This window comes from Micromonospora sp. NPDC049301 (genome assembly GCF_040678715.1).
Taxonomy (GTDB): Bacteria; Actinomycetota; Actinomycetes; order Mycobacteriales; family Micromonosporaceae; genus Micromonospora.
In genome coordinates, this window is the sequence record NZ_JBFAQO010000002.1 from 564,159 (window position 1) to 589,683 (window position 25,525).

The following is a 25,525-nucleotide window of genomic DNA, read 5'->3' on the forward strand; positions in this document are numbered from 1 at the left end:
CGGCGTCAGTTCGCGGAGGCCGCAGCGGCCGGGGAGCCGACCCGGTCCGGCCCGGCCTGGGCCGGCACGGTGGGGGAGGGCCCGTCGCCGGGCGCCCGGCGTACGTCGATCACCTGGCCGGTCAGGTCGGAGATCAGCACGTCCAGCGAGGACTGGGCGACGGCCTCCGCGGCGAGCAGGGTGTGCTCCGGCTCCTCGCCGAAGGCCCGCGTCCGCATCGGGGTGGCGGTGCGCTCCGGGTTGATGCAGTTGACCCGTACGCCGACGTCGGCCCACTCGTCGGCCAGCGCCTGGGTGAGGTTGACCAGCGCGGCCTTGGTGGCCGAGTAGAGCGCGTAGCGGGCCCGCCCCCGGGTGTAGGAGCTGGAGGTGTAGAGCAGCAGCTGGCCCTTGGTCTGCTGGAGGTACGGCAGGGACTGCCGGGCGATGGTCACCGGGCCGACGAAGTTGACCTGGAGCAGCCGGTCCATCGTCTCCTCGTCCATCTCGGCGAGGGCGCCCTTCTCCAGGATCCCGGCGGTGACCACCACGTGGTCGATCCGGCCGGTGGCCTCGAAGGCGGTCTTCAGCGCGGCCTCGACGTCCTCGGCCCGCTCCACGTGCGTGCCGGTGGTGGAGCGGCTGAACGGGAAGACCTGGGCGCCGAGGCGCCGGGCCAGCTCGGTCAGCTCGTGGCCGATGCCGTAGCTGCCGCCGAACACCACGATGGTGCGGCCGGTCAGCTCCTCGGTGTAGCTGCGGTGGTCGGTCAGCCGGGGCGCCTGCGCGGCGGCGAGCTGGAAGAGTTTGTCCGCCAGGTGCACGTCGACCGGGTGGGTGACCTTGATGTTCTCGTCCGAGCCGTCGATCACCTTGATCGGGGTGCCCGGCAGGTAGCGCAGCACGACGCCGCAGTCGTCGGTGGCGGCGAAGTCCGGGTCACCCTCGGCGATCCGGTACGCCTCGCGGATGGTGGGGGAGCGGAACGCCTGCGGGGTCTGCCCGCGGCGCAGCCGGGAGCGCACCGGGATGTCGGTGATGCAGTCGTTCTCGTCCACCTGGATGATCGTGTCGGCGGACGGGATGGCCACGTCCACGGCGGCGTAGGTCCAGAGGGCGTTGACGCACTCGCGCACGATCCGGCCGCTGAGCAGCGGGCGCACCGCGTCGTGGAAGAGGATGTTGCAGTCGGCCGGGCCGACCGCGTCCAGCGCGATCCGGGTGGTCGCGTTACGGGTGTCGCCGCCCTCGATCACCTTGGTGACCTTGCGCAGGCCGGCCTTCTCGACGATCTGCCGGGCGTCCTCGACGTGCCCGGTGGCCATCAGCACGATGACCTCGTCGATCTCCGGAGCGGCCTCGAAGACCGCCAGGGTGTGCTCGATGATCGGCTTACCGGCGATCTTCAGCAGCTGCTTCGGGATGCCGAGGCCCAGCCGGGTCCCTGTACCGCCGGCCAGCACCACCGCCACGGTCCGCGAGGGCCGCCACGGTGCCGGGGTCTCCGGTGCGGCGTCGGGGCCAGTGGTCTGGTCCTGCGTCATTGCCGGATCCTCACTCTCAGGGATGCGTTAACGGAAGGTTCCGCCCGAGCGGCGACGGAATGAACCTTAACGCGGGAACCGCGTCGCCCCAACGCGGGCGACGCGGTTCATGGCGCCGTGTCGATGCCGGACGTTCGCCGGCACTCTACTTGCTGTTCGCGTACGCCTCGTATGCCCGGATGACCTCGTTGGTGGGCCCGTCCATGCGCAGGACGCCGGATTCCAGCCAGATGGTCCGTTCACAGGTGTCGCGCACCGAGGAGAGCTGGTGGCTGACCAGGAACACCGTGCCGGCGCCCTCCCGCAGCTCCCGCACCCGCTGCTCGCTGCGCTTGCGGAAGCCCTTGTCGCCGGTGGCGAGCGCCTCGTCGATGAGCAGCACGTCGTGCTTCTTGGCGGCGGCGATGGAGAACCGCAGCCGGGCCGCCATGCCGGAGGAGTACGTGCGCATCGGCAGGCTGGCGAAGTCACCCCGCTCGTTGATCCCGGAGAAGTCGATGATCCCCGCGGCCTGCTGGGCCACCTCGTCGGGATGCATCCCCATGGCCAGGCAGCCGAGAGTGACGTTGCGCTCACCCGACAGGTCGTTGAGCAGGGCCGCGTTCACGCCCAGCAGTGAGGGCTGCCCCTGGGTGTGGATCGCGCCCCGGTTGACCGGCAGCAGACCGGCGATGGCCCGCAGCAGGGTGGACTTGCCGGAGCCGTTGCTGCCGATCAGCCCGATCGCCTCGCCCCGGTACGCGGTGAACGAGACCCCCTTCACCGCGTGCACCTCCCGCACGTTCGGCGCGGAGGTGCGCTTGACCAGCCGGCGCAGCGCGGCCACCGGGGTGGTGCCACCGGTGGCGCCCTTGTGAACCCGGTAGATGATGTGCGCGTCGTCGACCACCACGGTCGGGACCCGCTCGGTCAGCACGGGCAGGGAGACGGTCGCCTCGTCGGCGGCGTGCATGTGCTCAACCACGGCCGTACTCCTGTTCGCCGCGCCAGAAGTAGATGAACCCGCCGATTCCGGCCACCAGCGCCCACGCCGCGCCGACCAGCCAGAGCTGGGTCAGCGACTCGTTGAGCAGTGGCGCCTGCTCGAGCAGCGCGTACCGGGCCAGCTCGATGTAGACCAGCAGCGGGTTGAACTGGACCAGCGTCGTCGCCCAGCCGGGCAGCCGCTCGAAGAGGCTGACGCTGTAGAGGACGCCGGACCCGTACATCCAGGTGCGCAGGATGAACGGCATGACCTGCTTCAGGTCGCTCGCCTTGGCGCCCATCCGGGCCACCAGCAGGACGACGCCGGCGTTGAACACCGCCTGCAGGAGCAGGGCCGGCACCAGCAGCAGCCAGTCCAGGGTGATCGGCTCGCCGGTGACCAGCACGATGCCGATCAGCACCACCATCGAGGCGAGCAGCTGCTGGAACTGGGTCACCGTCGTGGACAGCGGCAGGCTGGCCCGGGGGAAGTGCAGCGCCCGGATCAGCCCCAGGTTGCTGCTGATCGACTGGGTGCCGGCCAGCACCGCGCTCTGGGTGAAGTTGAAGATGAACAGGCCGGTGGTCAGGTAGGCGATGTAGTTCGGGATGGTGTTCTGGGCCAGTACCAACCCGAAGATCAGGTAGTAGACCGCCGCGTTGGTGAGCGGGGTGAGCACCTGCCAGAGCTGACCCAGCTTGGCGTTGCTGTACGACGCGACCAGCTTGGCGTTGGCGTACGCGGCGATGAAGTGCCGGTAGGCCCAGAGTCGGCGGCTGTACTCGACGAGGGTGGGTCGCTCACCAGCGACCCGGAGCCCGTGCCGAGCGGCCAGCTGCGCCTGGGTCAGGCCCGTGTCGGGGTCGACCAGCGCGGTGGTGGCCATGGAAATGGCGCTCCGATCTTTCGTGCAGACGGGTTGCTCGCGACGATGGAATCCTAGTGGGAGCTGTGCGCGGAGCGCCGCCTCGTCGCTGCGTGGACAGTAGTCCGAAACACGTCGGGACGCAACCGTACCGTCGTTGCGCTACTCTGGTCGTCGTGACCTGCGAGAAGAGTCCCTGGTGACGACCGAGAAGAGGCGGGCCCCGGCCGGCGCGGCGGTGCTCCGTGGCGAGATCACCACGGCCATCCGGCGCGCGCTGATGCAGGAGCTCGCCGCGGTCGGGTACGGCCGGCTCTCGATCGAGGCGGTGGCCCGGCGGGCCGGCGTCAGCAAGACGGCGATCTACCGGCGGTGGAGCTCGAAGGTCGACCTGGTGCTGGAGATCGTCGCCGCCGCCGCGCACGGCAAGCTGCCCGTGCTGGACACCGGCACCCTGCGCGGCGACCTCGCGCTGCTCTTCCAGGCGGTCGCGCACGCGCTGCGCCATCCGCTCGCCTCGCAGATCATCCCGGACCTGCTGGCCGAGGCCGCCCGCAATCCCAGCATCGACGCGACCCTGCGTCAGGTGCTGCACGCCCGCCAGCAGGAGATTGGTGGCCGCCTGGTCACCCGCGCGGTGCAGCGCGGCGAGCTGCCGGCCGACACCGACCCGGACGCCGCGATCGACCTCATCGTCGGCCCGCTCTACTGGCGGCTCGCCATCGCCCGCCTCCCGCTCACCGACAGCTACCTCGACAACCTGGTCGAATCCGTGGCCGTCGGGCTCGGCGCGGACACCGCAGTGCCGCGCCAACGCGACTCCTCGGTGGTCAGCTGACCCTGTCCTGACGGCTTGGAGGACGTGGCGCCGTGACCGATTCCGCTAGGCTGGCGCCCGCTGTGCCGGAGCCCCGCCTCGCCACTCCTGTGTGACTTAAAGTTTCTCGCGAATTCGTTCGTATGACGACAAGGACGTCCCGTGCCCCACGTCGAACAGGTCGCCGACGCGCCCGCCGAGCCCACCTCGACAGGTGCGGGGCCGGAGCCGAAGCAGAACCACGCCAACGAGCTCCGGCCAACCCCCGGCGCGCGACTGCGCGCCCTCATGGCCGCCGCCCCGGTGCTGCTGACCGACGCCGGCGTACTGGCGTTCGCGCTCTGGACCGTCTTCTATCACCTGGCGTTCCTGTTCGACCTGGCCCCGTCGACGACGTTCCTGGTCTGGGCCGCCAGTTGCATCGTCGCGCTCGGCGGGTGGCTGTGGTGGCGCCGCCGGTCCCGTCCGTCGTCCGCCGCTGACCCTGCCGATCGGGAGGCCGTCGAGGCCGTCGGGGACGCCGCCCCGGCGTACCCGCGTCCCCTGCTGGCCCTGGTGCTCGGCGCGGGCACCGTCGCGGCCGTCACGGCAGGGCTGACCGCCGCCGATGATGGCATCGGCGCAGGTATCCCGTGGTGGATCCCCGGTGGCTTCGGCGCCCTCGCCGCGGTGGGGGCCCTGTACCTCGCTCGGCACCGCTGGCTCAATACACCCGCGGGCGCCGCCCCGGCCGCCGCCGCGACCCCGCTCTCGTCGGCGTACGCCTTGATCGTCGCCGTGCTGGCCGCGGTCTCCGGGCTCTTCTTCGCCCGCAACTCCGTCGACGACGCCTTCTTCGTCGGTAAGTCGGTCTGGGTGGCGGAACGCGACCAGGTGCCGCTGCGGGACTTCCTGTTCACCGACGGCGTCGCACCTGCGATGAACTCACAGCCGCCGGTACCCTCGATCGAGGTGTTCTACGGCGCCTTCGCCCACGTCTTCGGCCTGCACGCCGCCTCCGCCACCTGGTACGTCGTGCTGCCGGTCATGTCCGTGCTGGCGGTGCTGGCCCTGTGGCGGCTCGTGCAGCGATGGGCGTCGGGCCGTGCCGCGCTCGCCTTCACCGTTGCCGTGGCCTACCTCTACCTGGTCGCCGGTCAAGACGCGGCCCTGGGCACCTTCCACCTGACGAGGCTGCACCAGGGCAAGACCATGTTCGTGGCGGCGGTGGTGCCGCTCATGTGGGTCTACCTGACCGAGTGGTTCGACTCGCGGTCCCGTCGCGGGCTGGTGCTCATCGCCGCGCTCTCGATCGTGGCCACCGGCCTCACCACCACCGCCGCCATCGTCCTTCCGCTGCTGGTCGGCGGCGCGGCGTTCGCGATGATGGTCGTCGGCCGTTGGCGGGACGCGATCCTGGCCGGGGCGGCGGCTCTGGTCTACCCCATCGGCGCGACCATCTGGTCGCGGCTCAACGCCGGCCCCATCACCGAGAACGCGGCCGCGGCCTTCTACGACGCCGAGATCACGTACCGGCGGACCATCCTGTTCGGTGTGCTTGGCGTGATTGGCGGCCTGGCCCTGTGGCTCGGCCCCCTGATCGCTCGCCGTCGGACCCCCCAGCTGCTCGTCGCGGGCAGCACGCTGGCGATGAGCGTGCTGCTCTTCCCCGGCGTCCTCGAGGTGATCAACAGCCTGACCGGCATCGGCGTCGTGCTCTGGCGGCTGCCCTGGATGTTCGCCCTCCCGGCGGTGATCGGCATCCTCTGCACCGTCGAACTGCCGCGCGTGCGGGTGTTCGGCAGCCTCGCGATCGCAGCGGCGCTGATAGCCGGCTTCGCACTCTTCGGCACGCCGATGTGGTCGCCGAAGAGCTACGTCACGGTGCACGAACAGCCCGTCTGGAAGCTGCCTCAGCAGCGCAAGACGATCGTCTTCTGGATGACCCGGCTCGACCGGCCCGACGGCGTGGTGCTGGCTCCGTCCACCCTCATGCACACCGCACCGATGGTGACCAGCAGGATGCGCGTGGTCAGCCCCAACGACCGCTACCTGCCCGACTACGGCATCGACACGCCGTTTGTTCAGGATCGCTTGAAGTTGGTCGCACTGGCCAACGGCAAGGCCGACCTGGCGCCGGTGCCCGAGTTGGCCGGGGCGATCGAGCGGCTCAACGTCACCACGATCTGTGTCTATTCGAGCAACCGGGTGGCCCGTGATCTGGCTCCGCAGTTGGGCTTTGAGCAGTTCGCCACCCGCAAACGGCCGGGAGCGATGACCTGCTTCCGTCGCGGATGAGAACCCCGTACCCGCCCTCGTTCACCGTCGGCTGCGGGCGCGTCCAACGCCGAGCAGGTAGCGAGTTTCGACCGGTAAGGGCATTGATACCCGAGCGGCACCCCGATGTCCCCTCGCGTTAAGGTCGTATGTGTACGAGCGGCACGTAGGAGATCGGGTCTTCGCCGTTCAGGCTGTCCTGCGGGAGAACCGAGCTGTGATGCGACCGCCGGCTTGTCGACGGCCGTCCAGCTCGACGACAGTCACTCACAGTGACGACAGGGCGGGCCGGGCCGCGACTCCCGACCTGACCGCGTGCGGTGATGCGTGACGACCTCGGGCCCCGCCCGTAAACGATCTAGTAGGGAGCGAACTCGTTGTTCGGCACGTTGACAGGACGCATCGGAGTGGCCGCCCGCAGTGCGCTGCTGGTGCTGTCCTACCTGGTCATGCTCGTCGCTGGGGCCCTCGGCTGGGTCGGCCTGTTCGCCGTCGCCGGGCTGGCCGCGGTGATCGGCGAGTTCGCCGTCGCCCGCTGGTCGCCGCCGTCGCAGCTGCTGCTGGAGAAGGTCGGCCTCCAGTGGTCGTACCGGCAGTTGACCCGGGACCTGGCGGCCGTGCTGCTGGTCGTCGCGGAGGTGACCCTCAGCGGCGTCGAGCTGACCCTGCTGCTGGCCCTGCCGGCGGCGGTGTGGGTCGTCTCGGTCTTCGCCGGCGCGCTCTCCACCATGATCGACCGTCGTAACCCGCTCTCCGCCCTGGTGCGCAACATCGAGCTGGGCCCACTGCGCTCGGCCCCCCGGCCGCCGGCCTGGGCGGCGGCGGTCGCCGGTGACCGGATGCCCCTGCTCAACCTGCTCCTGGTGCCGGCCGCCGTGGCAGCCGCGGTGCAGCACGACTCGACGCCGTTCTTCGTCGCCGCGGCGGTGGCGGTGGCGGCGACCGGCGTGGTGGGCGCGATCATCGCGCTGACCTGGCTGCGCGGCCGGGGCTCCGGGCAGAGCCCGCTGCTGCCCGCCGTCCAACGCTGGCTCGACTCCTACAAGCCCGAGGTGGCGCTCTACTTCGCCGGCCCGGCCAAGGACGTCTACCAGGCGAACATGTGGCTCGCCCCGACCGAGGCGCTGGAGCAGCGCGCGGTGGTGCTGATGCGCAGCCGGGAGGCGTTCACCGAGCTGGCCGACACCCGCCTGCCGGTCATCTGCGTACCGGCCGGCGTGGACTTCATGAACCTCGAGCTCGGCAGCGTCCGCGCGGCGCTCTACGCCGCGAACGTCGGCGCGAACATCCACATGCTCCGCGAGCCCGGCACGAAGCACGTCTTCGTCGGGCACGGCGACAGCGACAAGCAGGCCAGCGTCAACCCGTACAGCAAGGTGTACGACGAGGTCTGGGTCGCCGGTCTGGCCGGCCGGGAGCGGTACGCCCGGGCCGGGGTGGGCGTGCTCGACTCGGACATCGTCGAGATCGGCCGGCCGCAGCTCGCCGGCGTGCACACCTTCGGCGCCGAGTCGGTGGAGCGACCGTTCACCGTGCTCTACGCGCCCACCTGGGAGGGTTGGCTCGACGACGACCCATACCACACCTCGCTGGTGCTGATGGGTGAGCGGATCGTCAAGGGGCTGCTGGCCACCAACCCCCGGGTACGCCTGATCTACAAGCCGCACCCGCTCACCGGGTCGCGGTCCAAGGCGGCCAGGGCGGTGCACGAGCGGGTGGTGCAGGCGATCCGCGCCGCCGGCGGCAACCCGGACGCGTCCTCCCTGGACGGCACCGACCACCTGGTGGTCACCGGCCGCACGCCGGCGCTGTTCGACTGCTTCAACCAGACCGACCTGCTGATCAGCGACGTGTCCAGTGTGGTCTCCGACTTCGTGCAGAGCCAGCGTCCGTACGTGGTGGCCAACCCGGCCGGCCTGTCGGAGGACGAGTTCCGCCGGGAGTACCCGACGGCGCGGGCCGCGTACCTGCTCTCCACCGACTGCGGCGAGCTGGAGAAGATCGTGACGGTGACCCGGGCCGGCGACGACCCGATGACCGAGGCGCGCCGGGAGCTGAAGACCTACCTGCTCGGCCCCGCCGAGGCCAACCCGATGGACCGGTTCCAGGAGGAGATCGGCCGCCTCTGCCGCTGAGCCTCGTCTCGCCGATCCGCGCCCGGCCCGACACCCGTCGGACCGGGCGCGGTCGCGTCAGCCCAGCAGGGCGGCGACCGCGTCGGCGGCCGGGACGTCCGCCGGCAACGCCTGAGCCGCCGCCACCGCCGGCACCGGCAGCGGGCCGTACAGGTGGGGGAAGAGCTGACCGCCCCGCGACGGCTCCCACCGCAGCGCGTCGCCCAGTTGCTCCTCCTCGACGCTGAGCAGGGTCAGCCCGGTCGCGCCGGCGAAGTGTCGCCGGGCGGTCTCCACCACCTGGTCGGGACCGGAGAGGTGGATGAACCCGGACTCGTGGTCCATGGCCGTGCCGGGGAAGGCACCGGCGGCCAGGGCGTCGGTCCACTCCGCGCTCGACAGCAGTTTGTAGATCACAGCGGCAGCCTAACGGGCATCTCGCCGCCGCCCGGTTTTCGCCGGTACCGCCGCGGTCGTCGCCCACCACCGGGCATGCTCAGGTGGAGCGGCCGCGGAGGGATGGGCGATGGCGAGTTACGACGACGACTGGACCGACAGCCAGCGCGGGCTGTACGACGAGTGCTACCGGGCTGGCGGCGAGTGGGCCGAGGACCCGGACACCCCGTCCGACGACGTACAGCACGTGATCAACCTGGCCGAGGCGGACGACGACGCCTTCACCGACGCCGAGATCGACTACCCGCCCCTGATCGACGCGGTCACCCAGGCCAGCGGGGTCAACGTCACCAGCGTGCCGGTCCGCCACGACGACCCGGGTTTCCGAGGCTTCGTGGACGGCGTCCGGGACGCCGTCGCCGACGACGTCTTCGGCCTCTAGGCGAGCTGCCCGGGAGGCGGCCCTCCCGCTTCCGCCACCCTTCTGCCACCATTCGCAGGACGAAACTGCGACGGACGGGGGCACGGGTGCGGATCCTGCTGGTGGAGGACGACCGCCGGGTGGCCGCCGCGCTCTCCTCGGCCCTCACCCGGCGCGGATACCAGGTCGAGCACGCCGCCACCGTCGCCGCCGCGCTCTCCGCCGCCCCGTGCGACCTGGTGCTGCTCGACCTGACCCTGCCGGACGGGGACGGCACCGACCTGTGCCGGGAGCTGCGTCGCCGCAGCAGCCAGCTCGGCATCATCGCGGTGACCGCGCGCGGAGAGGAACGCGACCGGGTGCTCGGCCTGCGCCTCGGCGCGGACGACTACGTGGTCAAGCCGTTCTCGATGGTGGAGTTGCAGGCCCGCATCGAGGCGGTGCTGCGCCGGGCCGCGAACGCCGCACCGGAGCGGCACCTGATCGAGGCCGGCCCGGTGCGCATCGACGTCGCCGCCCGGACGGTGACGGTGGACGGCCAACCGGTCGCGCTGACCCGCAAGGAATTCGACGTGCTGCTCTCGCTGGCCCGCCAGCCCGGGGTGGCGGTGCCACGCGATCGCATCCTGCTCGACGCCTGGGGCACCACCTGGACCGACCGGCACACCGTCGAGGTGCACGTCGGGTCGCTGCGCGGCAAGCTGGGCGACGCCCGCCTGGTCGAGACCGTACGCGGGGTCGGCTACCGGCTGCGCGATGCGTAGGAGGCTGCCGTGCGCCGTCGACTGGTGATCAGCTATCTGCTGCTGATGGTGCTCGTCCTCATCGCGTTGGAGACCCCGCTGGCCGCCACCCTGGCCAGCCGCGAGACCGAACGGGTACGCGCCGACCGGCTCGCCGACGCCACCCGGTTCGCCTCGCTGGCCGGGCCGGCGCTGCGCGGCGGCGGGCCGGGCCCGCTGGAGGCGGAGCTGCGCAGCTACGACGAGCTGTACGCGATCGGCGCGGCGGTCGTCGACCGGGAACGGGGCACCGTGGTCGCCTCGGGGAGCTGGCGGCCAGCCGCGGGGACCACCACGGCGCTGGACATCGCGCTGTCCGGGCAGCAGACCAGCGCCCCCGGGTCGGTGTGGCCGTGGACGGCCGGCGCGGTGGTGGTGGCGGTGCCGATCAACGACGGCGGCGAGGTCCTCGGCGCGGTGGTGATCGTGACGCCGTCCGGCCCGATCCGCCAGGCCGTCACCGCGTGGTGGCTGCTGCTCGCCCTGGCCGGCCTGCTCGCCGTGCTCGCCTGCGTGCTCACCGCGTTCGGGCTGGCCGGCTGGGTGCTGCGCCCGGTCACCGAGCTGGACGCGGTCACCCACGAGATCGCCGAGGGCGACCGGAGTGCCCGGGTGCTGCACCGGCTCGGCCCGCCGGAGCTGCGCCGGCTCGCGGCGAGCTTCAACCACATGGCCGACGTCGTCTCCGACGTGATGGACCGGCAGCGGGCGTTCGTCGCGCACGCCAGCCACCAGCTGCGCAATCCGCTCACCGCGCTGCGGCTGCGGGTGGAGGAGCTGGGTCCCAGCCTCACCGACCCGGACGGGCGCTCTGAGCATCAGCTGGCCCTGGAGGAGACCGACCGGCTGGCCCTGGTGCTCGACGCGCTGCTCACCCTGGCCCGGGCCGAGCGCGAGGAGAACGAGCGGGTCACCGTGGACGCCGCCGCGGTGGCCGCGTCCCGGGTGGCCGCGTGGGCGCCGCTGGCCCGGCACCGGTCGGTCGCGCTGCGGCTCGCCACGACCGACGCCCCGGCCTACGCCCGGACCGTGCCGACCGCCGTCGACCAGGCGCTGGACGCGTTGATCGACAACGCGGTCAAGTTCAGCGGAGCCGGCGGGGCGGTGACCGTGACCGTGGCCAGGCGCGACCAGGGAGTGGCCCTGGAGGTGCGCGACACCGGTCCGGGCATGACCGAGAGTCAGCTCGGCCAGGCCACCGAACGGTTCTGGCGGGCACCGGACGCGCAGAACGTGGACGGCGCCGGGCTCGGCCTGACCATCGCCGCGGTGCTGGTGGACGCCTCCGACGGGCGGCTCACCATGCGCCCGGGGCAGCCGCGCGGGCTGGTCGCCGGCCTGTGGTTCCCGGCGCCTCAGCCCGGCCCCTCAGCCGAGCCGGCGGACGAGGAACCGCCCGCCGACCTGCGCTCCACCACCCTCGCCCGGTAGCGGGCCGGGCGTCACGGTTTGGCCGCGCGGTACCAGGCGGCCGCTCCGGGGTGCAGCGGCAGCGGCGCGGTGGCGATCGCCGAGCGGGGGCTCATCCGCCCCGCCGCCGGATGTGCCGCGCCCAGCTCGGCCCGGCGCTCCATCAGCAGCCGGGTCACCTCCCGGACCAGCCGCTCCGGGAGGTCGGCCTGAACGATCAGGTAGTTCGGGTTGGCCACCGTGGTCACCGGATCGACGCCGTACACGGAGCGGGGGATGTCCCGGGAGACGTAGACCTCGCCGTACCGGGCACGCAGTGGTTCCGTCCACTCGCCGAGGTCGACGATCCGGGTGGCGCTGCGCCCGGCCAGCTCCTTGATGCCCCGCACGGGCAGCCCGCCAGAGAAGAAGAACGCGTCGATCCGCCCGGCGCGGAGTGCGATCACCGAGTCGTCCAGCCCGAGCCGTTCCTGGCGCACCCCGTCGCCGCCGAGCCGGGCCACCTCCAGCAGCCGGGTGGCAGTGATCTCGGTGCCCGACCCGGGCGCGCCGACGGAGACCCGCCGGCCGCGCAGGTCGGCGACCGTGCGGACCGGCCCGCCGCCGGTGGTGACCAGGTGCAGCTGGTCGTCGTACACGCGGGCGACGGCGTCGACCGTCGGGCTGTCCGTCGTGCCGGTGGGCAGCACGTCGGCCTGGGTGAAACCCAGCTCGGCCGCGCCGGAGCCGACCAGCCGGACGTTCTCCGCCGAGGCGGCGGTGACGACCACGCTGGCCCGCACGCCCGGCAGCTCGCGGTTGAGAATGGCCGCGAGGGACTGCCCGAAGGCGTAATAGACGGCGGTGGGGCTGCCGGTAGCGATCCGGATCGGCAGCGGCTCGGCCGGGGCGTCCTGGCAGCCGGCGGCCCCGGTCAGGGTCGCGGCCAGCAGCAGGGTCAGCAGCGCCGCCGTCCCGGCGCGGCGGCGACCGGGCCGGCTGGGCGAGGTACGACTCACGCGGTGCACTGTGCGCCGTCGGACCGGCGCGCGCAAGCCCGGAGCCGACCGGCGGGGTGTGCCCCCGGCCGGCGTCAGCAGGCGGGTCGGGACTCCGACCGCGTCGCCGTGGTGCGCGCCGGCTCCATCGCCGTGGTGCGCGCCGGCTCCATCGCCGCGCTGCGCAGAATCCGGTCCCGGTCCGGCCCGTCGGCGACGCTGACCAGGAAACAGCCCGTGCCCGGACGGAGCAGGGCCGGCACGTCGAGCACGGCCGCGCCGCGGATCAGCACCGCGGCCAGTTCCCGGTCGGTGAGTCGCACGCCGAGGATGTGCCGGCGGACGTGCCGGCCGCCGGCCAGCAGCGCCGAACGCCAGGCCGCCGCGGCGAGCCGGGACACCCACCGCCGGCGGGCCGGCGAGGCACCCGGCAGCGGGCCGCCGAGCAGTTCCCGGCGCCCCTGCCACCAACCGGCGTCCAGCATCCGGGCGTACGCCCCACGGTGCTCCCGGGGCACCCACAGGCGGTGCAGCTCGTAGCGGCGGCGCAGGCCGCCGACGGCCACCTCGTGGGTCACCGGGATGTCCAGCCGGGCGAGCAACTGCCGCATCCGCTGGGCGGCGTCCTCCCGGTTGAACTCGACCCCCGGCGAGTGCGGCGACAGCGTCGCCGTCGGCGATGCGGTGGTCGGCCGTGGCGTGCAGCGCAGCAGGCAGGCGGCCTCGAACGCGTCGCCCAGGGTCAGCCAGTCCAGCGGGGGTGGCGTCGCCGGCGAGCGCGGCCGGTCGAGCAGGGCGGGTTCGCGGGCCAACGGAGGGGCTCCCTTGTCGGAGTCTGGGTTCCCCTACCGTTGCCCCTGCACGGCCGTTGCGGAACCGGTCCCGCCCAGCCTTGAGGAAATCTTGCGACTGCCCGCCGTCCCTAGAGGTCGGTGACCACCAGATCCACCTGCCGCGCCCGGCCCGGGGCGGCCGCCTGCTCCAGGACGGTGTGCTTCAGGTCGCGCAGCGTGCCGATCAGCTCCGCGACCGTACGCGGCCGAGCCCCGGCGATCAGCAGGTCCCGGACCAGCCGCCCCTTGGTCGCCTTGTTGAAGTGGCTCACCACCGAACGGACCGGCACCCCGTCGACCTCCCGCTCGTGCAGCACCCGCAGGGTCACCGTCCGCTCGGCCAGCTCCCCGCGTGGCGTCCAGGTGGCCGCGTACGCGCCGGAGCGCAGGTCGAGCACCGGCCCGGAGCCCGCGGCGGCCGACAGCACCGGCGCCAGGACCGGCCGCCAGTACGCCGACAGCGCCCCCACACCGGGCAGCCGGGCGCCGATGGGGCAGCGGTACGGAGGGATCCGGTCGGTCAGCCGGACCGCGCCCCACAGGCCGGAGCTGATCAGGATCGACCGGCGGGCCGCCCGCTGCGCCGCCGCCGGCAACGAGGCCAGCTCCAGTGCCTCGTAGAGCACCCCGGTGTAGACCTGCGCCGCCGGCGCGGTGGCCGCCACCCGCAGCCGCGCGTTGCGGCGCAGCTCGCCACGCTGGCCCTCGCTGAGCCCGAGCGCGGTCAGCGCCGCCGCCTCGTCCGGCCCGGCGCTCACCGCCACCAGCGCGTCGAGCACCCGCTCCCGGGCGGGGTTCAGCTCGGGCAGCGCGAGCCGGTCCGGGGACCACCGTCGACCGGTGCCGGCGTCGGCCTTCCCCTCCGAGGGCGGGAGCAGGATGAGCATCGGGTCTCCTCGACGGGCGGACGCGGCGCCCCACGCGCCGGCCCGGCCAGCGTACGACCCGGAGCTACCGCCAGGGCCGGACCGGGGTGTCGGGGTGGTACACGCGATAGCCGCCGACCTCGCGTACCGGTGCGGCGTCGGGCCGGTCGGCGAGCAGCCGGCGCAGCCGTCGGTCCATCGGCGAGTCGACCTCCACCACGTAGCCGGGTCGCTCGGCCCGGCCCACCTGTCGCCAGTACGGCAGGTAGCGGTTCTGCCCGGGGGACAGGTCGCCGTCGAGCACACCGCAGACCACCGTCTCGTCGGTGTTGAAGATCAGCCGGTTGCAGGTCCAGTAGTCCCCGTACACCTCGTGGGGGCCGTTGGCCCGCAGCGCGCCGGCCAGCTCCCGGGCCTGGCGCTCCTCGGTCCGCGACGCCCGGACGTCGCTGGTCGCGAAGATCACGGTGATCACCAGCGTCGTCGCGGTCAGCGCGGCCAGCACGGCGGTGGCCAGCGCGCCGGTGAGCCGGCCGAGCGCGCCGACCGTGCCCCGCCAGCACGCGACGGCGGCCACCCAGAGCGGCCAGAGCACCGCCGGTAGCGACAGTTGCAGCACCGACAGGTAGCGGGCGTTGTCCAGCGGGTTGGTCGCGGCGAGCGGGGTGCGCACGTACGACAGCAGGGTCAACGCGGCACCGGTGACCAGCGCGAGCTGCACCACGGGCCGGACCCGCTCCCGGCGTGGGGCCCCGGCGGCCCGGCGGTACGCGAGCACCGCGAGCACCGCGGCGACCACCAGCAGCACCGGATAGAGCAGCCCGAACCACTGCTGCCAGCGACCGCAGCCGTCCACCGGGCAGAGCCCGTGCGCCAACGGCACCCCCTCCAGCAGGCCGCCTCGGACCCGGTCCGACCACGGCGGCAGCGGGCCCGCCTTGGTGCTGACCTCCCGCAACACCGACAGTGAGTCGTCACCCGGCCCCGCCCGCAGGTTGTCGTAGATCATCGGCACCACGCCGATCAGGAAGCCCGCCACCAGCAGCAGGCCGGACCAGCCGAGCAGCTCCCGCCGCAGCGCCCACACGAGGGCCAGCCCGGCCACCGCCAGGTACGGCAGGATCAGCCAATCCGACCAGGCAGCCAGCCCGGCGAGCAGGCCGAACAGGGCGACGGCGAGCCGCCGACGGTGGACCGTGCCGGCCGCCAGGCCCACGGTGATCAGCAGCATCAGCAGCACCGCCGGCTTCACCTCGGGGCGCCCGCCGACGGCGGTGAGCTGGTCACGCACCACCCGCTCCGGTCCGAGTGCCAGCAGGCCGACGACGAAGGTGGCGAACCACGGCGTCCCGAGCCGACGGGTCAGCCGGTGGATCAGGTAGAGGAAGACCGCGTACAGCGCGAGCATTGGCAGCCGCAGCACCGGCCAGCTCGGCCCGGTCACCGCGATCAGCGGCGCGGCCAGGTACGACTCCAGCATCCCCATGTAGTGCTGGCCGTAGAGGAAGACCGGCCGTTCCCGGCCCTGCCCGATGTGCAGCGCCGCGAGACCGAAGGTGGCCTCGTCGCTGTTCGACACCGGCACGGTGTACAGCGTCAGGACCAGCCGGTACCCCACGCCGACCAGCCCGAACAGCAGCGCGACGAGCGCCGGCCGGTCGAGTCGCGGGCGCCGTCGCCCACGGTGCTGCTCTGGATGCGACACGACCACGCCCCCGTCGTCGTCCCGACCGGAGTGTTTCACGGCCGGAGGGTCGGCCGGGGTGGTTCGCGAGAGCCGGCGGCGGCTCGCGTGGCCGTGTTCGTCGACGTGTGGCAGGGTTGGCGGGTGCCACCCACTCCCGCCGGCCAGCTGGCCGTTCCGAACCTGCACCGGGCTGCGCGGATCGAGGACGCCGTGCACCAGTTGGTGGAGCGTCGGTTGCGGCGCACCGGCTGGCGGATCAACATCATCGCGTACACCGGCTACGGCTCCCCGGGCTGGGTGCGGGTGATGTGCCGGGTGCTGCTGGGTCGTCCCGACACCCGCCAGCGGGGCCGGCTGGAGACGGTCCGCGGCTGGCGCAGCTTCACCACCCTGCCGGCCAAGCACGTCACGGTGACCATCGAGGCCGGCGGGGTGCGCTGCGAGGCGCGGGCCGACCGTAGCGGCTTCGTCGACACGCTCGTCGAGGCCAACCTGCCGCCCGGGTGGGGCACGGTCCGGCTCAGCGTCCCGGACGCCGATCCGGTCGACGCGCCGGTGCGCATCCTCGACCCGGAGGTCCGGTTCGGCATCCTGTCCGACATCGACGACACCGTGATGGTGACCGCGCTGCCCCGGCCGCTGCTCGCCGCGTGGAACACCTTCGTCCTCGACGAGCACGCCCGCGCCGCCGTGCCCGGCATGGCGGTGCTCTACGAGCGGCTGGTCACCGCGCACCCCGGCGCGCCGGTCTTCTACCTCTCCACCGGCGCGTGGAACGTGGCGCCGACGCTGACCCGGTTCCTGTCCCGGCACCTCTACCCGGCCGGCCCGCTGCTGCTCACCGACTGGGGCCCGACCGCGGACCGCTGGTTCCGCAGCGGCATGGAGCACAAGCGGGTCACCCTGGCCCGGCTGGCCCGGGAGTTCCCCGAGGTGCGCTGGCTGCTGGTCGGCGACGACGGCCAGCACGACCAGGAGATCTACCGAGAGTTCGCCGCCGCCCACCCGGAGAACGTGGCCGGGGTGGCGATCCGCCGGCTCTCCCCGACCCAGTCGGTGCTGGCCGGCAGCCTGCCCGCGCCGGCGGGCCGCCCGTCGGCGGGGCCGGTGGGGCAGAAGTGGCTCTCCGCCCCGGACGGCGCCGGCCTGTGGAAGCTCCTGCGCGACGCCGGCCTGGTCTGACTCATGATCACTTTGTCCTGAGTCGGACTCACCCTTCCATGGGGTCTGCGTCTCATGGGAGATCAGTCCTGGCGGAGCCAGACGACGCCCAGCGGGGGCACCTGGAGGGCGGCGGAGGCGACCATGCCGTGCCAGGGCACGTCCTCGGCGTGCACCGCGCCCATGTTGCCCACGCCGGAGCCGCCGTAGTGGTGGGCGTCGGTGTTGAGCACCTCGGTCCAGGTGCCGCCGGCCGGCAGCCCGATCCGGTAGTCGTGCAGGGGCAGCGCGGAGAAGTTCGCCACGCAGACCAGCGTCGAGCCGTCCGGGGCGATCCGGACGAACGACACGGTGTTGTTGGCGACGTCGTCGCCGGCGATCCAGCGGAAACCGGCCGGGTCGGTGTCCTGCGACCAGAGGGCCGGCGTGGCCCGGTAGACCCGGTTCAGGTCACCGACGAGGCGCTGCACGCCAGCTCGGGCCGGGTCGTGCAGCAGGTACCAGTCGAGGCCGCGCTCCTCGCTCCACTCCCGGTCGTCGGCCAGCTCGGAGCCCATGAAGAGCAGCTGCTTGCCCGGGTGCGCCCACATGTACGCCAGCAGCGCCCGGACGTTGGCCAGCCGCTGCCAGGTGTCGCCCGGCATCTTGCCGGCGAGTGAGCCCTTGCCGTGTACCACCTCGTCGTGGCTGATCGGCAGGACGTAGTTCTCGCTCCAGGCGTACGCCAGGGAGAAGGTGAGCTGGTGGTGGTGGTGCTGGCGGTAGACCGGGTCCTTCGAGGTGTAGAGCAGGGTGTCGTGCATCCAGCCCATGTTCCACTTGAAGCCGAAGCCCAGCCCGCCGTCGGCGGTGGGCCGGGTGACCCCGGGCCAGGCGGTGGACTCCTCGGCGATCATCACCACGCCGGCGTGGTGCTTGTAGACGGTCGCGTTCACCTCCTGCATGAACGTGATGGCCTCCAGGTTCTCCCGGCCGCCGTACTGGTTGGGGGCCCACTCGCCGTCCTTGCGCGAGTAGTCCAGGTAGAGCATCGAGGCGACGGCGTCCACGCGGAGCCCGTCGACGTGGAACTGGTCGCACCAGTAGAGCGCGTTGGCGACCAGGAAGTTGCGGACCTCGCGGCGGCCGAAGTCGAAGACGTACGTGCCCCAGTCGGGGTGCTCGCCGCGCCGCGGGTCGGGGTGCTCGTAGAGCGGGGTGCCGTCGAAGCGTGCGAGGGCCCACTCGTCCTTGGGGAAGTGCGCGGGCACCCAGTCCAGGATCACGCCGATGCCGGCGGCGTGCAGCTGGTCGACGAGGTGCCGGAAATCGTCCGGGTCGCCGAACCGGGAGGTCGGCGCGTAGTAGCCGGTCACCTGGTAGCCCCAGGAACCGCCGAACGGGTGCTCCATGACCGGCAGGAACTCCACGTGGGTGAAGCCCAGCTCGGTGACGTACGCGGTGAGCTGCTCGGCCAGCTCGCGGTAGCCCAGGCCGGGCCGCCACGAGCCGAGGTGCACCTCGTAGACGCTCATCGGCTCCTGGTGCGGCTGCCGCTCGGCGCGCCGGGCCAGCCAGTCGGCGTCGGACCACCGGTACGTCGAGTGGTGCACCACCGAGGCGGTGGCCGGCGGCACCTCGGCGTACGCCGCCAGGGGGTCGGCCTTGTCCCGCCACTGCCCGTCGGCGCCGAGGACGCGGTACTTGTAGCGGGCTCCGACCCGGGCGTTGGGGACGAACAGCTCCCACACCCCGCTGGAGCCGAGCGAGCGCATCGGCCACCCGTCGTCCGGTGCCCAGCCGGTGAAGTCGCCGACGACCCGCACCCCGCGGGCGTTGGGCGCCCACACGCTGAACGCCACCCCCTCGTCGAAGACCCGGGCGCCGAGGGCCTCCCACAGCCGCTCGTGCCGGCCCTCGCCGATCAGGTGCAGGTCCAGCTCGCCCAGGGTCGGCGGGTAGCGGTACGGGTCGTCGTGGACGGCGCCGTCGACCTCCACCCGGTAGTCGAGCACGGTGCCCTCGACCTGGATCTCGAAGACGCCGACGTCGTGCACCCGCTTCATCGGGTGCCGCTCGTCGCCGACGAGCAGCGCCACGTCGCCGGCGCCCCGGCGCAACGTGCGGATCGTCGTCGACCCGTCGGCGGGGTGTGCGCCGAGCAGCGCGTGCGGGTCGTGCGTCGCGCCGGTGATCAGCTGGTCCATCGGTCGTCCTTCGGGGCGGGGGCGGTCGGCGCGGAACGGGACGGGCGGGCGGCAGACGAACGGGCAGCGGACAGGCGGGCCGCCACCGTGGCCGGGGTCGTCGGCGCGGTGCCGCCGGAGAGGTCGTCGGGCACCTCGGCGACGGTGAGGTCGGCCGGTTCGGTGCCCGCCGGCTGCGGCACGCTCGGCGGGGTCGGGCGGCGCACGGTCAACACGTGTGCCGGTTGCAGGTACGGGTCGAGCCGGACCGCGTTGCGCTGACCCCAGTCGTAGCTGGTGTCGGTGAGCTCGTCGTGCACGGTGAACCGCTCGTGCCAGTCGAAGCCGAGCGCCGGCATGTCGAGGGTGGTGTTGCCCCACTGCACCCCGCGCGAGTCGAACGAGCAGATCACGACGACGGTGTTGCCGGTCTCCGGGTCGTGCTTGGACCAGCAGAGCAGCGCCGGGTTGTCGATCTCGTGGAAGCGCAGGTTGCGTAGCTGGTGCAGGGCCGGATTGTCCCGGCGGACCCGGTTGAGGGTGGCGATGAACGGCGCCAGCGAGCGACCCTGCGCCTCGGCGCCGGCCCAGTCCCGGGGGCGCAGCTCGTACTTCTCGTTGTCCAGGTACTCCTCGGCGCCGGGGCGGGCCACGTGCTCGAACAGCTCGTAGCCGGCGTACATGCCCCAGGAGGGGGAGAGCAGCGCGGCCAGCACCGCCCGGATCTTGAACATCGGCGGGCCGCCGTGCTGCAACGACTCGTGCAGGATGTCGGGAGTGTTCGGCCAGAAGTTGGGCCGCATGTAGTCGGCCGCCGCGAGCAGCTCCTCGCAGTACTCCCGCATCTCGGCGGCCGACGTGCGCCAGGTGAAATAGGTGTACGACTGGGTGAAGCCGATCTTGCCGAGGCCGTGCATGATGGCCGGCCGGGTGAACGCCTCGGCCAGGAACAGCACGTCCGGGTCGACCTTCTTCACCTCGGCGATCAGCCAGTGCCAGAAGTCGAACGGCTTGGTGTGCGGGTTGTCCACCCGGAAGATCCGGATGCCCTCGCCGACCCAGTGCAGCACCACCCGCAGCACCTCGGCCCGGATGCCCACCGGATCGTTGTCGAAGTTCACCGGGTAGATGTCCTGGTACTTCTTCGGCGGGTTCTCCGCGTACGCGATGCTGCCGTCGGCCCGGGTGGTGAACCACTCCGGGTGCTCGCTGACCCACGGGTGGTCCGGCGCGCACTGCAACGCCAAGTCCATCGCCACCTCCAGGCCCTGCGCCGCCGCCGCGTCGATGAAGGCCCGGAAGTCCGCCGGCGTACCCAGGTCGGGGTGGATGGCGTCGTGGCCGCCCTCGGCGGCGCCGATCGCCCACGGCGAGCCCACGTCGTCCGGCCCGGCGGTGAGCGCGTTGTTGCGGCCCTTGCGGTTGACCCGGCCGATCGGGTGGATCGGCGGCAGGTAGAGCACGTCGAAGCCCATCGCGGCGACACCGGGCAGCCGCTCGGTGGCGGTGGCGAAGGTGCCCGATCGGCCGCCCGCCGCCCCCTCGGAGCGGGGGAAGAACTCGTACCAGGAGGAGAAGAGGGCGCGCTTGCGGTCCACCCAGATGAAGTACGGCTCACCGATGGTGACCAGCTCCCGCACCGGGTGCTCCCAGAGCAGGTCGGCCAGGGCCAGCGCCGGATCGACCCGCTGCGGCAGCGGCAGGTCGGTGTCGACCAGCGCGGTGAGCGCGTCGGCGACCCGGGCCCGGTCGGCGGTCGGCACCAGGCCCCGGGCGGCGGCGAGCACCCGAGCGCCCTCGGCCAGGTCGTTGGCCAGATCCTCCGGCCCCTGCCCAGCGGCGATCTTCTTGGTCACCGCGTTCTGCCAGGTCAGATACGGGTCCTGGAACGCCTCGACGGAGAAGGTCCACGAGCCGACGGCGTCCGGCCGGATGGTGGCGTGCCAACGGTCCTGGCCGGGCTCGCCGGGCCGCATCCGGGTGAACGGCCGGCTCGCGCCGTCCGGGCCGGCCCACACCACGTTGCAGCCAAGCGCGTCGTGCCCCTCCCGGTAGGCGCGCGCCGACACCAGAACCGGCTCGTCGACCACCGCCTTGGCCGGGTATCGCCCGCACGAGACGACGGGGGAGACGTCTTCGATCGGGAACCGTCCAGTCACCCCGCCAACCTACTGCGCGAGATCCGTTCGCGCGCGGCCAAGCCTGCGGGTCCGTCCCACACGCGGGGCCGCGAGTCTTCGCGGTGCCGGTGAGGTGACATCACCTGGAGTGCCCACGGTCGGACGGTGGCCCCGCACCCCTGCCGGTGTTCGTCGCCCGCCAGGACGGCCAACCCTGTGGCCAGGTGTCGGGCCAGTTGTCGACCCGGCTGGCCGGCACGATCGCGGCGGGGCTGAGGACGCCTCGGGTGATCCGTTCGGCGATATCACCGATGTCCGTCGCCGTCAGCGGCACCCAATTGTCGAACCGCTTGCCGAACGCGCCCTCGACCAGCGCCAGCGCCTGTTGCGGCGGCACGCCAGTGGCCGTGAGAAGCCAGCGCAGGACGAGCTCGCACCACCCCTGCCAGCCGTCGTCGTCGGCGACGGGGGCGACGGTGAACATCATTAATTTCCCGATGGCGGCCTCCCAAGCGGCGGCGACCTCAGCCGCACCAACGGCCCGCTCCGGATCGAGCGACGGCAGAATTTGGTCGAGACGTTCAGCCAGGCTCTCCAACCAACGCCGCCAGGCCAGCAGCGACTCGGCGACGAACGCCGGCGCCCGATCCGGCGTCGGGACACGGTCGGCCACCCAGCCCAGTCGCTCATTCACGCCGGGACCCCAGTACCAGCGGTAGGCCCACTGGCCGTACCGGTCAGACAGGATCACGCTGACGGATTCAACCCAGGCGAAGTCCTCTGATCCTTGGTCCCGCCGACCATCTCGGAACACCGGCCGGGGAGGCGGCGGAGGAACCAACGCCCGGACCGTCACCGACATCTCGGCCGGATCGAACGGGTGCCGCGCCGGGTCGACCTCTGCCCACGACTCCAGGAGAGGTCGCCTGTTCGACCGGTCGTCCGCCATGGCTCAGCATCGTGGCAGTCGGCCATCCCAGCGTCGAGCCAATACCCGCTAATGGTGTCCCAGGGAGTCAGGCGGGCGGTTCTGCGGCTACGAACGAGCCCTTGCCCTGGTGTACCTCGATCCAGCCCCGCTCGTCCATGATCCACAAAGCCCGCTTGATCGGGTTGTCGGACGCGTTGTACTGGCGGGCGAGTTCAGCGATGGTCGGCAACTTGTCGCCGGGCTTGAGGGTGCCACTTCGGATCGACGTCGTGATGTCATCGACGACCTGCTCGTAGACAGGCTTGCGGGGCATGGTGGGACCACCTCTCGTCAGCCTGTACAGAGTCTCACCACGCGCGACACAGTCTGGACCCTGTGTTGACTCTTGCTACTTAGGGTCCTAAGTTGGATCGCGTTGGAGGTCCTCTCGTCAGCAGCGGAGTGCCTCATCAGAGGCGGGGTGGTTCCCGTGGCATAACGCCCCTGAACTGCATCACCCACCCTTTCGTCGCGTCGCGAGGAGGCACAGTTGGACGAGCGTTTGCCGGATGGGCCGCTGCCGCCCGCGTACCCGATTGTTGGGGCGCGGCCTCCGCAGCCGGACGGAGATCGGGTGCCCGGCCCGTCCCAGCCGACGCGGGCGCCGCTCACCCGACGGCAGTACGCCTACGGCATCGCGATCGCGGTGGTCGTACTCGTGCTGTTTGTGGTTGGGGTCCTGCGGTGAGCGCGATGGGCCGGCGGTGAACGAGCTGCCGGTGGGCCGGCGGGTCGCGCAGTGGCGGGTACGGCGGAACATGACGCAGCAGCAGTTCGCCGACCGTCTCGGCAAGTCGAAGAGTTGGGTGGACAAGGTCGAGCGTGGGGTACGCCGGTTGGAGCGGGTGTCCAACCTTCGGGAGGTCGCCGAGACGCTCCGCATCGACGTGGAGGTCCTGCTGGCGGCCCGGCCCGTGCGGCCGACTCCGGTCGCCGCAGGGGTGGACGGGATCCGGACGGCGCTGGCCCGGTATCACCTGCGGGGCACGACCAAGCCGCCGCTGGTCGAGGAGTTGCGTGCCCGGCTGGACCATGCCGAGCAGAGCTATCGGCATGCCCGGTACCCGGCGTTGCTGGCACTGCTGCCCGGCCTGCTCGACGCCGCGCGCGAAGCGCAGGCCGCCCGCCCCGGCGCGACGGACGCGCTGCTGGTGCGGGTGTACGCGCTCACCGCGCTGGTGCTGGTCAAGGTCGACCAGGGGGAGTTGGCCTGGCTGGCCGCCGACCGTGGAATGACCGTCGCGCTCGCCACGAACGACCCACAGGTGGCCGCTGTCGCCACCGTGTCACTGAGCCAGGCTCTGCGGTCCCGTGGTCGACGGCGGCCCGCCCTGGACGCCGCGCTCGTCGCCGCGGACCGCATCGGTGCGCACGAGGTCGGCGGTGTGTCCCCAGCCAGCGTGGCGCTGCGGGCGACGCTGCTCCTTCAAGCCGCCCTCGCCGCCGCGAGCGGGGGAGACAAACGCCTCGCCCACCAGTCACTCGACCAGGCCGCGACGATCGCCGGAGACATCGGCCCGGGCCGGGCGGCGGTCGAGGCGGCCCGGGTGGTGGCCGACGCGGCCCTCGGCGACGTCACCACGGCGACGGCCCGGCACGAGCGGCTGGTAGCCGGCGATGGGTGGCTGTGCCTGCCGCCCGAGCACCGGGCCGCGTACCTCCTCGATGTGGCCCGCGCGTACGCCCTGGGCGGCGACCTGCACCGCGCGGGCCGGGCCGTCCTCGACGCGGAGCGCGCCGCTCGCAATGAGGTGCACGACCGGCCGGCGGTACGGAAGCTGGTCGCTGTCGTGTGGCGGTCCGCCGACGCACCGGCCGGCCTGGCCCAGCTCGCCGCCGCCCTCCGCGTCACCTGACGCAGGCCCGCGATCGGGCTGCGGCCAACTCCGTCGCTGGCTATCTGCGCGGGTGGTAGTGGTTGCGGCGGGGGACCTGTTCGGGGTCGAGCCAGGCGGGTGGCACGAACTCTGGATGCCCATCACCGCCGAGTCGGACGGCCCAGTCGCCGCTGTGCACGTGTCGGTGATGGTGGCCGCAGAGCAGCACGGCGTTGGCCAGGCTGGTGTCGCCGTCGTCGGCCCAGTGCTGGATGTGGTGGGCGTCGCACCAGCGCGGTGGGCGGTCGCAGCCGGGGAACGCGCAACCCTGGTCGCGCAGCACGAGGGCGCGTCGCAGCGGACCGGTGATGAGGCGGCGTTGCCGGCCGACGTCGAGGACCTGGCCGGTGCTGCCGAGCACGGCGGGCAGGATGCCTGCGTCGCAGGCCAAGCGGCGCACGGCCTCGGGGGTGAGGTGCAGGCCGGTGTCGAGAGCGCCGGTGCCCAACTGGCGGCTCAGCTCGTCGTAGCTGCTGGTGACGACGACCTGGGCCAGGTCGCCGCCGTTCTCGGGTAGCTCACCGGTACGAAGGGCGAGCCGGCACACGTCGGCCAGAGCGTCGTGGCGGCGTTGCCCCGGGGTGCGGGCGTCGTCGGGCCCGGTGGGCGTGGTGAGCGGGTCGATGGCGGCGCGCAACGCGGCGGCGGCTTCGGTGTCGAGGATGCCGGCGAGGCGTAGCCGGCCGTCGGTCTGCTCGCTGATGGTGATGTGCCGATCCCGGGCGGCCCGCGACTCGTCCGCCCGCAGGGCCGCTTCGGCGGCCGCGTCGGCGACGTCCGGGGCGACGTGGTCGAGGATGTGGGTGCCGAGCCTGCGCAGCAGAGTGGCGTCGAACTGCGCCGCCCAGTCGACGAGGACGCCAACGGCCTTGTCGGCGGCCTCCGAGCCGGCCGTGCTCTGGACGGTCTCGACCGTGGCGGCGATGACCCGGACCTGCTCCACATCGACCACCCCGCCGGCCAACGCGTCACGCACTCCGGGCGGGGCGGCGTCGAGGGTGGCGGCCAGCTCGACCAGCCGGCGGGCGGCACCGACCCCGAGACGCAGCCGGTCCCGCAGCCACACCGCCGTCGAGGACGCGCCCTGCGCGGTCGCGGTGCCTCGGCCGTCCAGCTCGCGCACGAGGCTCAGCTTGACCGCCGCCAGGCGTTGCTCCAGGCGATGCGCCGCATCCAACGCTGCCACGAGATCGTGCTCGGTGGCGGCCCAGGCGGCCGTGTCGAAGCAGGCCGCCACCGCCGCCTCGGCCTGCTCCAACGCATCGATCACAGATGGAGATTAGAACACCTGTACGACACTCTCCGGCGCCGTTGACGGTCC

Annotated in this window: 21 protein-coding genes; 8 read left to right on the top strand and 13 right to left on the bottom strand. The window is 72.6% G+C overall.

Translation table 11 applies throughout. The features are described 5' to 3' along the window. Positions 1-5 precede the first annotated feature (5 nt). From AB0K07_RS08780 to AB0K07_RS08790, 3 genes are all read right to left on the bottom strand, one after another. Positions 6-1,523 (bottom strand): bifunctional cytidylyltransferase/SDR family oxidoreductase, encoded by a 1,518-nt coding sequence (locus AB0K07_RS08780; protein WP_363752194.1) that lies wholly within the window; start codon positions 1,521-1,523, stop codon positions 6-8. A gap of 145 nt (positions 1,524-1,668) precedes the next feature. Next, on the bottom strand, positions 1,669-2,475 hold the full coding sequence (locus tag AB0K07_RS08785; RefSeq protein ID WP_363752799.1) for an ABC transporter ATP-binding protein: 807 nt from the start codon (positions 2,473-2,475) through the stop codon (positions 1,669-1,671). A gap of 4 nt (positions 2,476-2,479) precedes the next feature. After that, positions 2,480-3,373: an ABC transporter permease gene (locus AB0K07_RS08790; RefSeq protein WP_363752196.1), complete on the bottom strand. Its 894-nt coding sequence runs from the start codon at positions 3,371-3,373 to the stop codon at positions 2,480-2,482. 217 nt (positions 3,374-3,590) lie between these two features. Between AB0K07_RS08790 and AB0K07_RS08795 the strand changes: the two genes are divergently transcribed. From AB0K07_RS08795 to AB0K07_RS08805, 3 genes are all read left to right on the top strand, one after another. Further along, complete coding sequence (locus AB0K07_RS08795) at positions 3,591-4,190, top strand: TetR/AcrR family transcriptional regulator (protein ID WP_363752801.1); 600 nt, start codon at positions 3,591-3,593, stop codon at positions 4,188-4,190. 141 nt (positions 4,191-4,331) lie between these two features. Continuing rightward, positions 4,332-6,446 carry a DUF6077 domain-containing protein gene (locus tag AB0K07_RS08800; RefSeq protein WP_363752198.1) on the top strand — a complete coding sequence of 705 codons (2,115 nt, stop codon included), beginning with the start codon at positions 4,332-4,334 and terminating at the stop codon, positions 6,444-6,446. A gap of 356 nt (positions 6,447-6,802) precedes the next feature. Then, positions 6,803-8,560: a CDP-glycerol glycerophosphotransferase family protein gene (locus AB0K07_RS08805; RefSeq protein WP_363752200.1), complete on the top strand. Its 1,758-nt coding sequence runs from the start codon at positions 6,803-6,805 to the stop codon at positions 8,558-8,560. 57 nt (positions 8,561-8,617) lie between these two features. Here AB0K07_RS08805 and AB0K07_RS08810 read toward each other — a convergent pair whose 3' ends face one another. Beyond that, on the bottom strand, positions 8,618-8,956 hold the full coding sequence (locus tag AB0K07_RS08810; RefSeq protein ID WP_363752203.1) for a DUF952 domain-containing protein: 339 nt from the start codon (positions 8,954-8,956) through the stop codon (positions 8,618-8,620). Between the two features lie 109 nt (positions 8,957-9,065). Between AB0K07_RS08810 and AB0K07_RS08815 the strand changes: the two genes are divergently transcribed. From AB0K07_RS08815 to AB0K07_RS08825, 3 genes are all read left to right on the top strand, one after another. Next, positions 9,066-9,377 carry a hypothetical protein gene (locus AB0K07_RS08815; RefSeq protein WP_363752205.1) on the top strand — a complete coding sequence of 104 codons (312 nt, stop codon included), beginning with the start codon at positions 9,066-9,068 and terminating at the stop codon, positions 9,375-9,377. Between the two features lie 86 nt (positions 9,378-9,463). Further along, the gene (locus AB0K07_RS08820; protein ID WP_363752207.1) at positions 9,464-10,120 is read left to right on the top strand and encodes a response regulator transcription factor; all 657 of its coding nucleotides are present in this window, start codon (positions 9,464-9,466) and stop codon (positions 10,118-10,120) included. A 9-nt stretch (positions 10,121-10,129) separates the two neighbouring features. Beyond that, positions 10,130-11,569 carry a HAMP domain-containing sensor histidine kinase gene (locus AB0K07_RS08825; RefSeq protein WP_363752209.1) on the top strand — a complete coding sequence of 480 codons (1,440 nt, stop codon included), beginning with the start codon at positions 10,130-10,132 and terminating at the stop codon, positions 11,567-11,569. Positions 11,570-11,580: 11 nt separating this feature from the next. Here AB0K07_RS08825 and AB0K07_RS08830 read toward each other — a convergent pair whose 3' ends face one another. The 4 genes from AB0K07_RS08830 to AB0K07_RS08845 all read right to left on the bottom strand — a co-directional run bounded on the left by AB0K07_RS08830 (position 11,581) and on the right by AB0K07_RS08845 (position 15,929). Then, on the bottom strand, positions 11,581-12,546 hold the full coding sequence (locus tag AB0K07_RS08830) for a TAXI family TRAP transporter solute-binding subunit (protein ID WP_363752211.1): 966 nt from the start codon (positions 12,544-12,546) through the stop codon (positions 11,581-11,583). A gap of 74 nt (positions 12,547-12,620) precedes the next feature. Beyond that, the gene (locus tag AB0K07_RS08835) at positions 12,621-13,337 is read right to left on the bottom strand and encodes a hypothetical protein (protein WP_363752213.1); all 717 of its coding nucleotides are present in this window, start codon (positions 13,335-13,337) and stop codon (positions 12,621-12,623) included. Positions 13,338-13,447: 110 nt separating this feature from the next. Then, entirely contained in the window at positions 13,448-14,245 is a 798-nt protein-coding gene (yaaA, locus tag AB0K07_RS08840) for a peroxide stress protein YaaA (protein WP_363752215.1), read from the bottom strand. 64 nt (positions 14,246-14,309) lie between these two features. Next, positions 14,310-15,929, bottom strand: coding sequence for a hypothetical protein (locus AB0K07_RS08845; RefSeq protein WP_363752803.1), 1,620 nt, complete (start codon positions 15,927-15,929; stop codon positions 14,310-14,312). A 123-nt stretch (positions 15,930-16,052) separates the two neighbouring features. Here AB0K07_RS08845 and AB0K07_RS08850 point away from each other — a divergent pair, with 123 nt between their 5' ends. Further along, a complete protein-coding gene (locus AB0K07_RS08850; protein ID WP_363752805.1) occupies positions 16,053-17,093 on the top strand; it encodes a phosphatase domain-containing protein in 1,041 nt (346 codons plus the stop codon). Positions 17,094-17,155: 62 nt separating this feature from the next. Here the strand turns inward: AB0K07_RS08850 and glgB are convergent, their stop codons facing one another. The 4 genes from glgB to AB0K07_RS08870 all read right to left on the bottom strand — a co-directional run bounded on the left by glgB (position 17,156) and on the right by AB0K07_RS08870 (position 22,601). Continuing rightward, positions 17,156-19,258, bottom strand: coding sequence for a 1,4-alpha-glucan branching protein GlgB (glgB, locus tag AB0K07_RS08855; RefSeq protein ID WP_363752217.1), 2,103 nt, complete (start codon positions 19,256-19,258; stop codon positions 17,156-17,158). Beyond that, positions 19,246-21,396: a maltotransferase domain-containing protein gene (locus AB0K07_RS08860; protein ID WP_363752219.1), complete on the bottom strand. Its 2,151-nt coding sequence runs from the start codon at positions 21,394-21,396 to the stop codon at positions 19,246-19,248. The genes glgB and AB0K07_RS08860 overlap by 13 nt, the downstream gene beginning before the upstream one ends. Before the next feature lie 100 nt (positions 21,397-21,496). Beyond that, positions 21,497-22,051, bottom strand: coding sequence for a hypothetical protein (locus tag AB0K07_RS08865; RefSeq protein WP_363752221.1), 555 nt, complete (start codon positions 22,049-22,051; stop codon positions 21,497-21,499). Positions 22,052-22,373: 322 nt separating this feature from the next. Next, entirely contained in the window at positions 22,374-22,601 is a 228-nt protein-coding gene (locus AB0K07_RS08870) for a winged helix-turn-helix domain-containing protein (RefSeq protein WP_363752223.1), read from the bottom strand. A gap of 430 nt (positions 22,602-23,031) precedes the next feature. Here AB0K07_RS08870 and AB0K07_RS08875 point away from each other — a divergent pair, with 430 nt between their 5' ends. Next, the gene (locus tag AB0K07_RS08875) at positions 23,032-24,183 is read left to right on the top strand and encodes a helix-turn-helix domain-containing protein (protein WP_363752225.1); all 1,152 of its coding nucleotides are present in this window, start codon (positions 23,032-23,034) and stop codon (positions 24,181-24,183) included. A gap of 40 nt (positions 24,184-24,223) precedes the next feature. Here AB0K07_RS08875 and AB0K07_RS08880 read toward each other — a convergent pair whose 3' ends face one another. Beyond that, a complete protein-coding gene (locus tag AB0K07_RS08880) occupies positions 24,224-25,474 on the bottom strand; it encodes a DUF222 domain-containing protein (RefSeq protein WP_363752227.1) in 1,251 nt (416 codons plus the stop codon). Positions 25,475-25,525: the final 51 nt, after the last annotated feature.

What these genes read in the sequence shown, in the direction of transcription:
- AB0K07_RS08780 (WP_363752194.1), bottom strand. Translation starts at nt 1,523, where the DNA reads ATGACGCAGGACCAGACCACTGGCCCCGACGCCGCACCGGAGACCCCG.
- AB0K07_RS08785 (WP_363752799.1), bottom strand. Translation starts at nt 2,475, where the DNA reads ATGCACGCCGCCGACGAGGCGACCGTCTCCCTGCCCGTGCTGACCGAG.
- AB0K07_RS08790 (WP_363752196.1), bottom strand. Translation starts at nt 3,373, where the DNA reads ATGGCCACCACCGCGCTGGTCGACCCCGACACGGGCCTGACCCAGGCG.
- AB0K07_RS08815 (WP_363752205.1), top strand. Translation starts at nt 9,066, where the DNA reads ATGGCGAGTTACGACGACGACTGGACCGACAGCCAGCGCGGGCTGTAC.
- yaaA (WP_363752215.1), bottom strand. Translation starts at nt 14,245, where the DNA reads ATGCTCATCCTGCTCCCGCCCTCGGAGGGGAAGGCCGACGCCGGCACC.
- glgB (WP_363752217.1), bottom strand. Translation starts at nt 19,258, where the DNA reads ATGGACCAGCTGATCACCGGCGCGACGCACGACCCGCACGCGCTGCTC.
- AB0K07_RS08870 (WP_363752223.1), bottom strand. Translation starts at nt 22,601, where the DNA reads ATGCCCCGCAAGCCTGTCTACGAGCAGGTCGTCGATGACATCACGACG.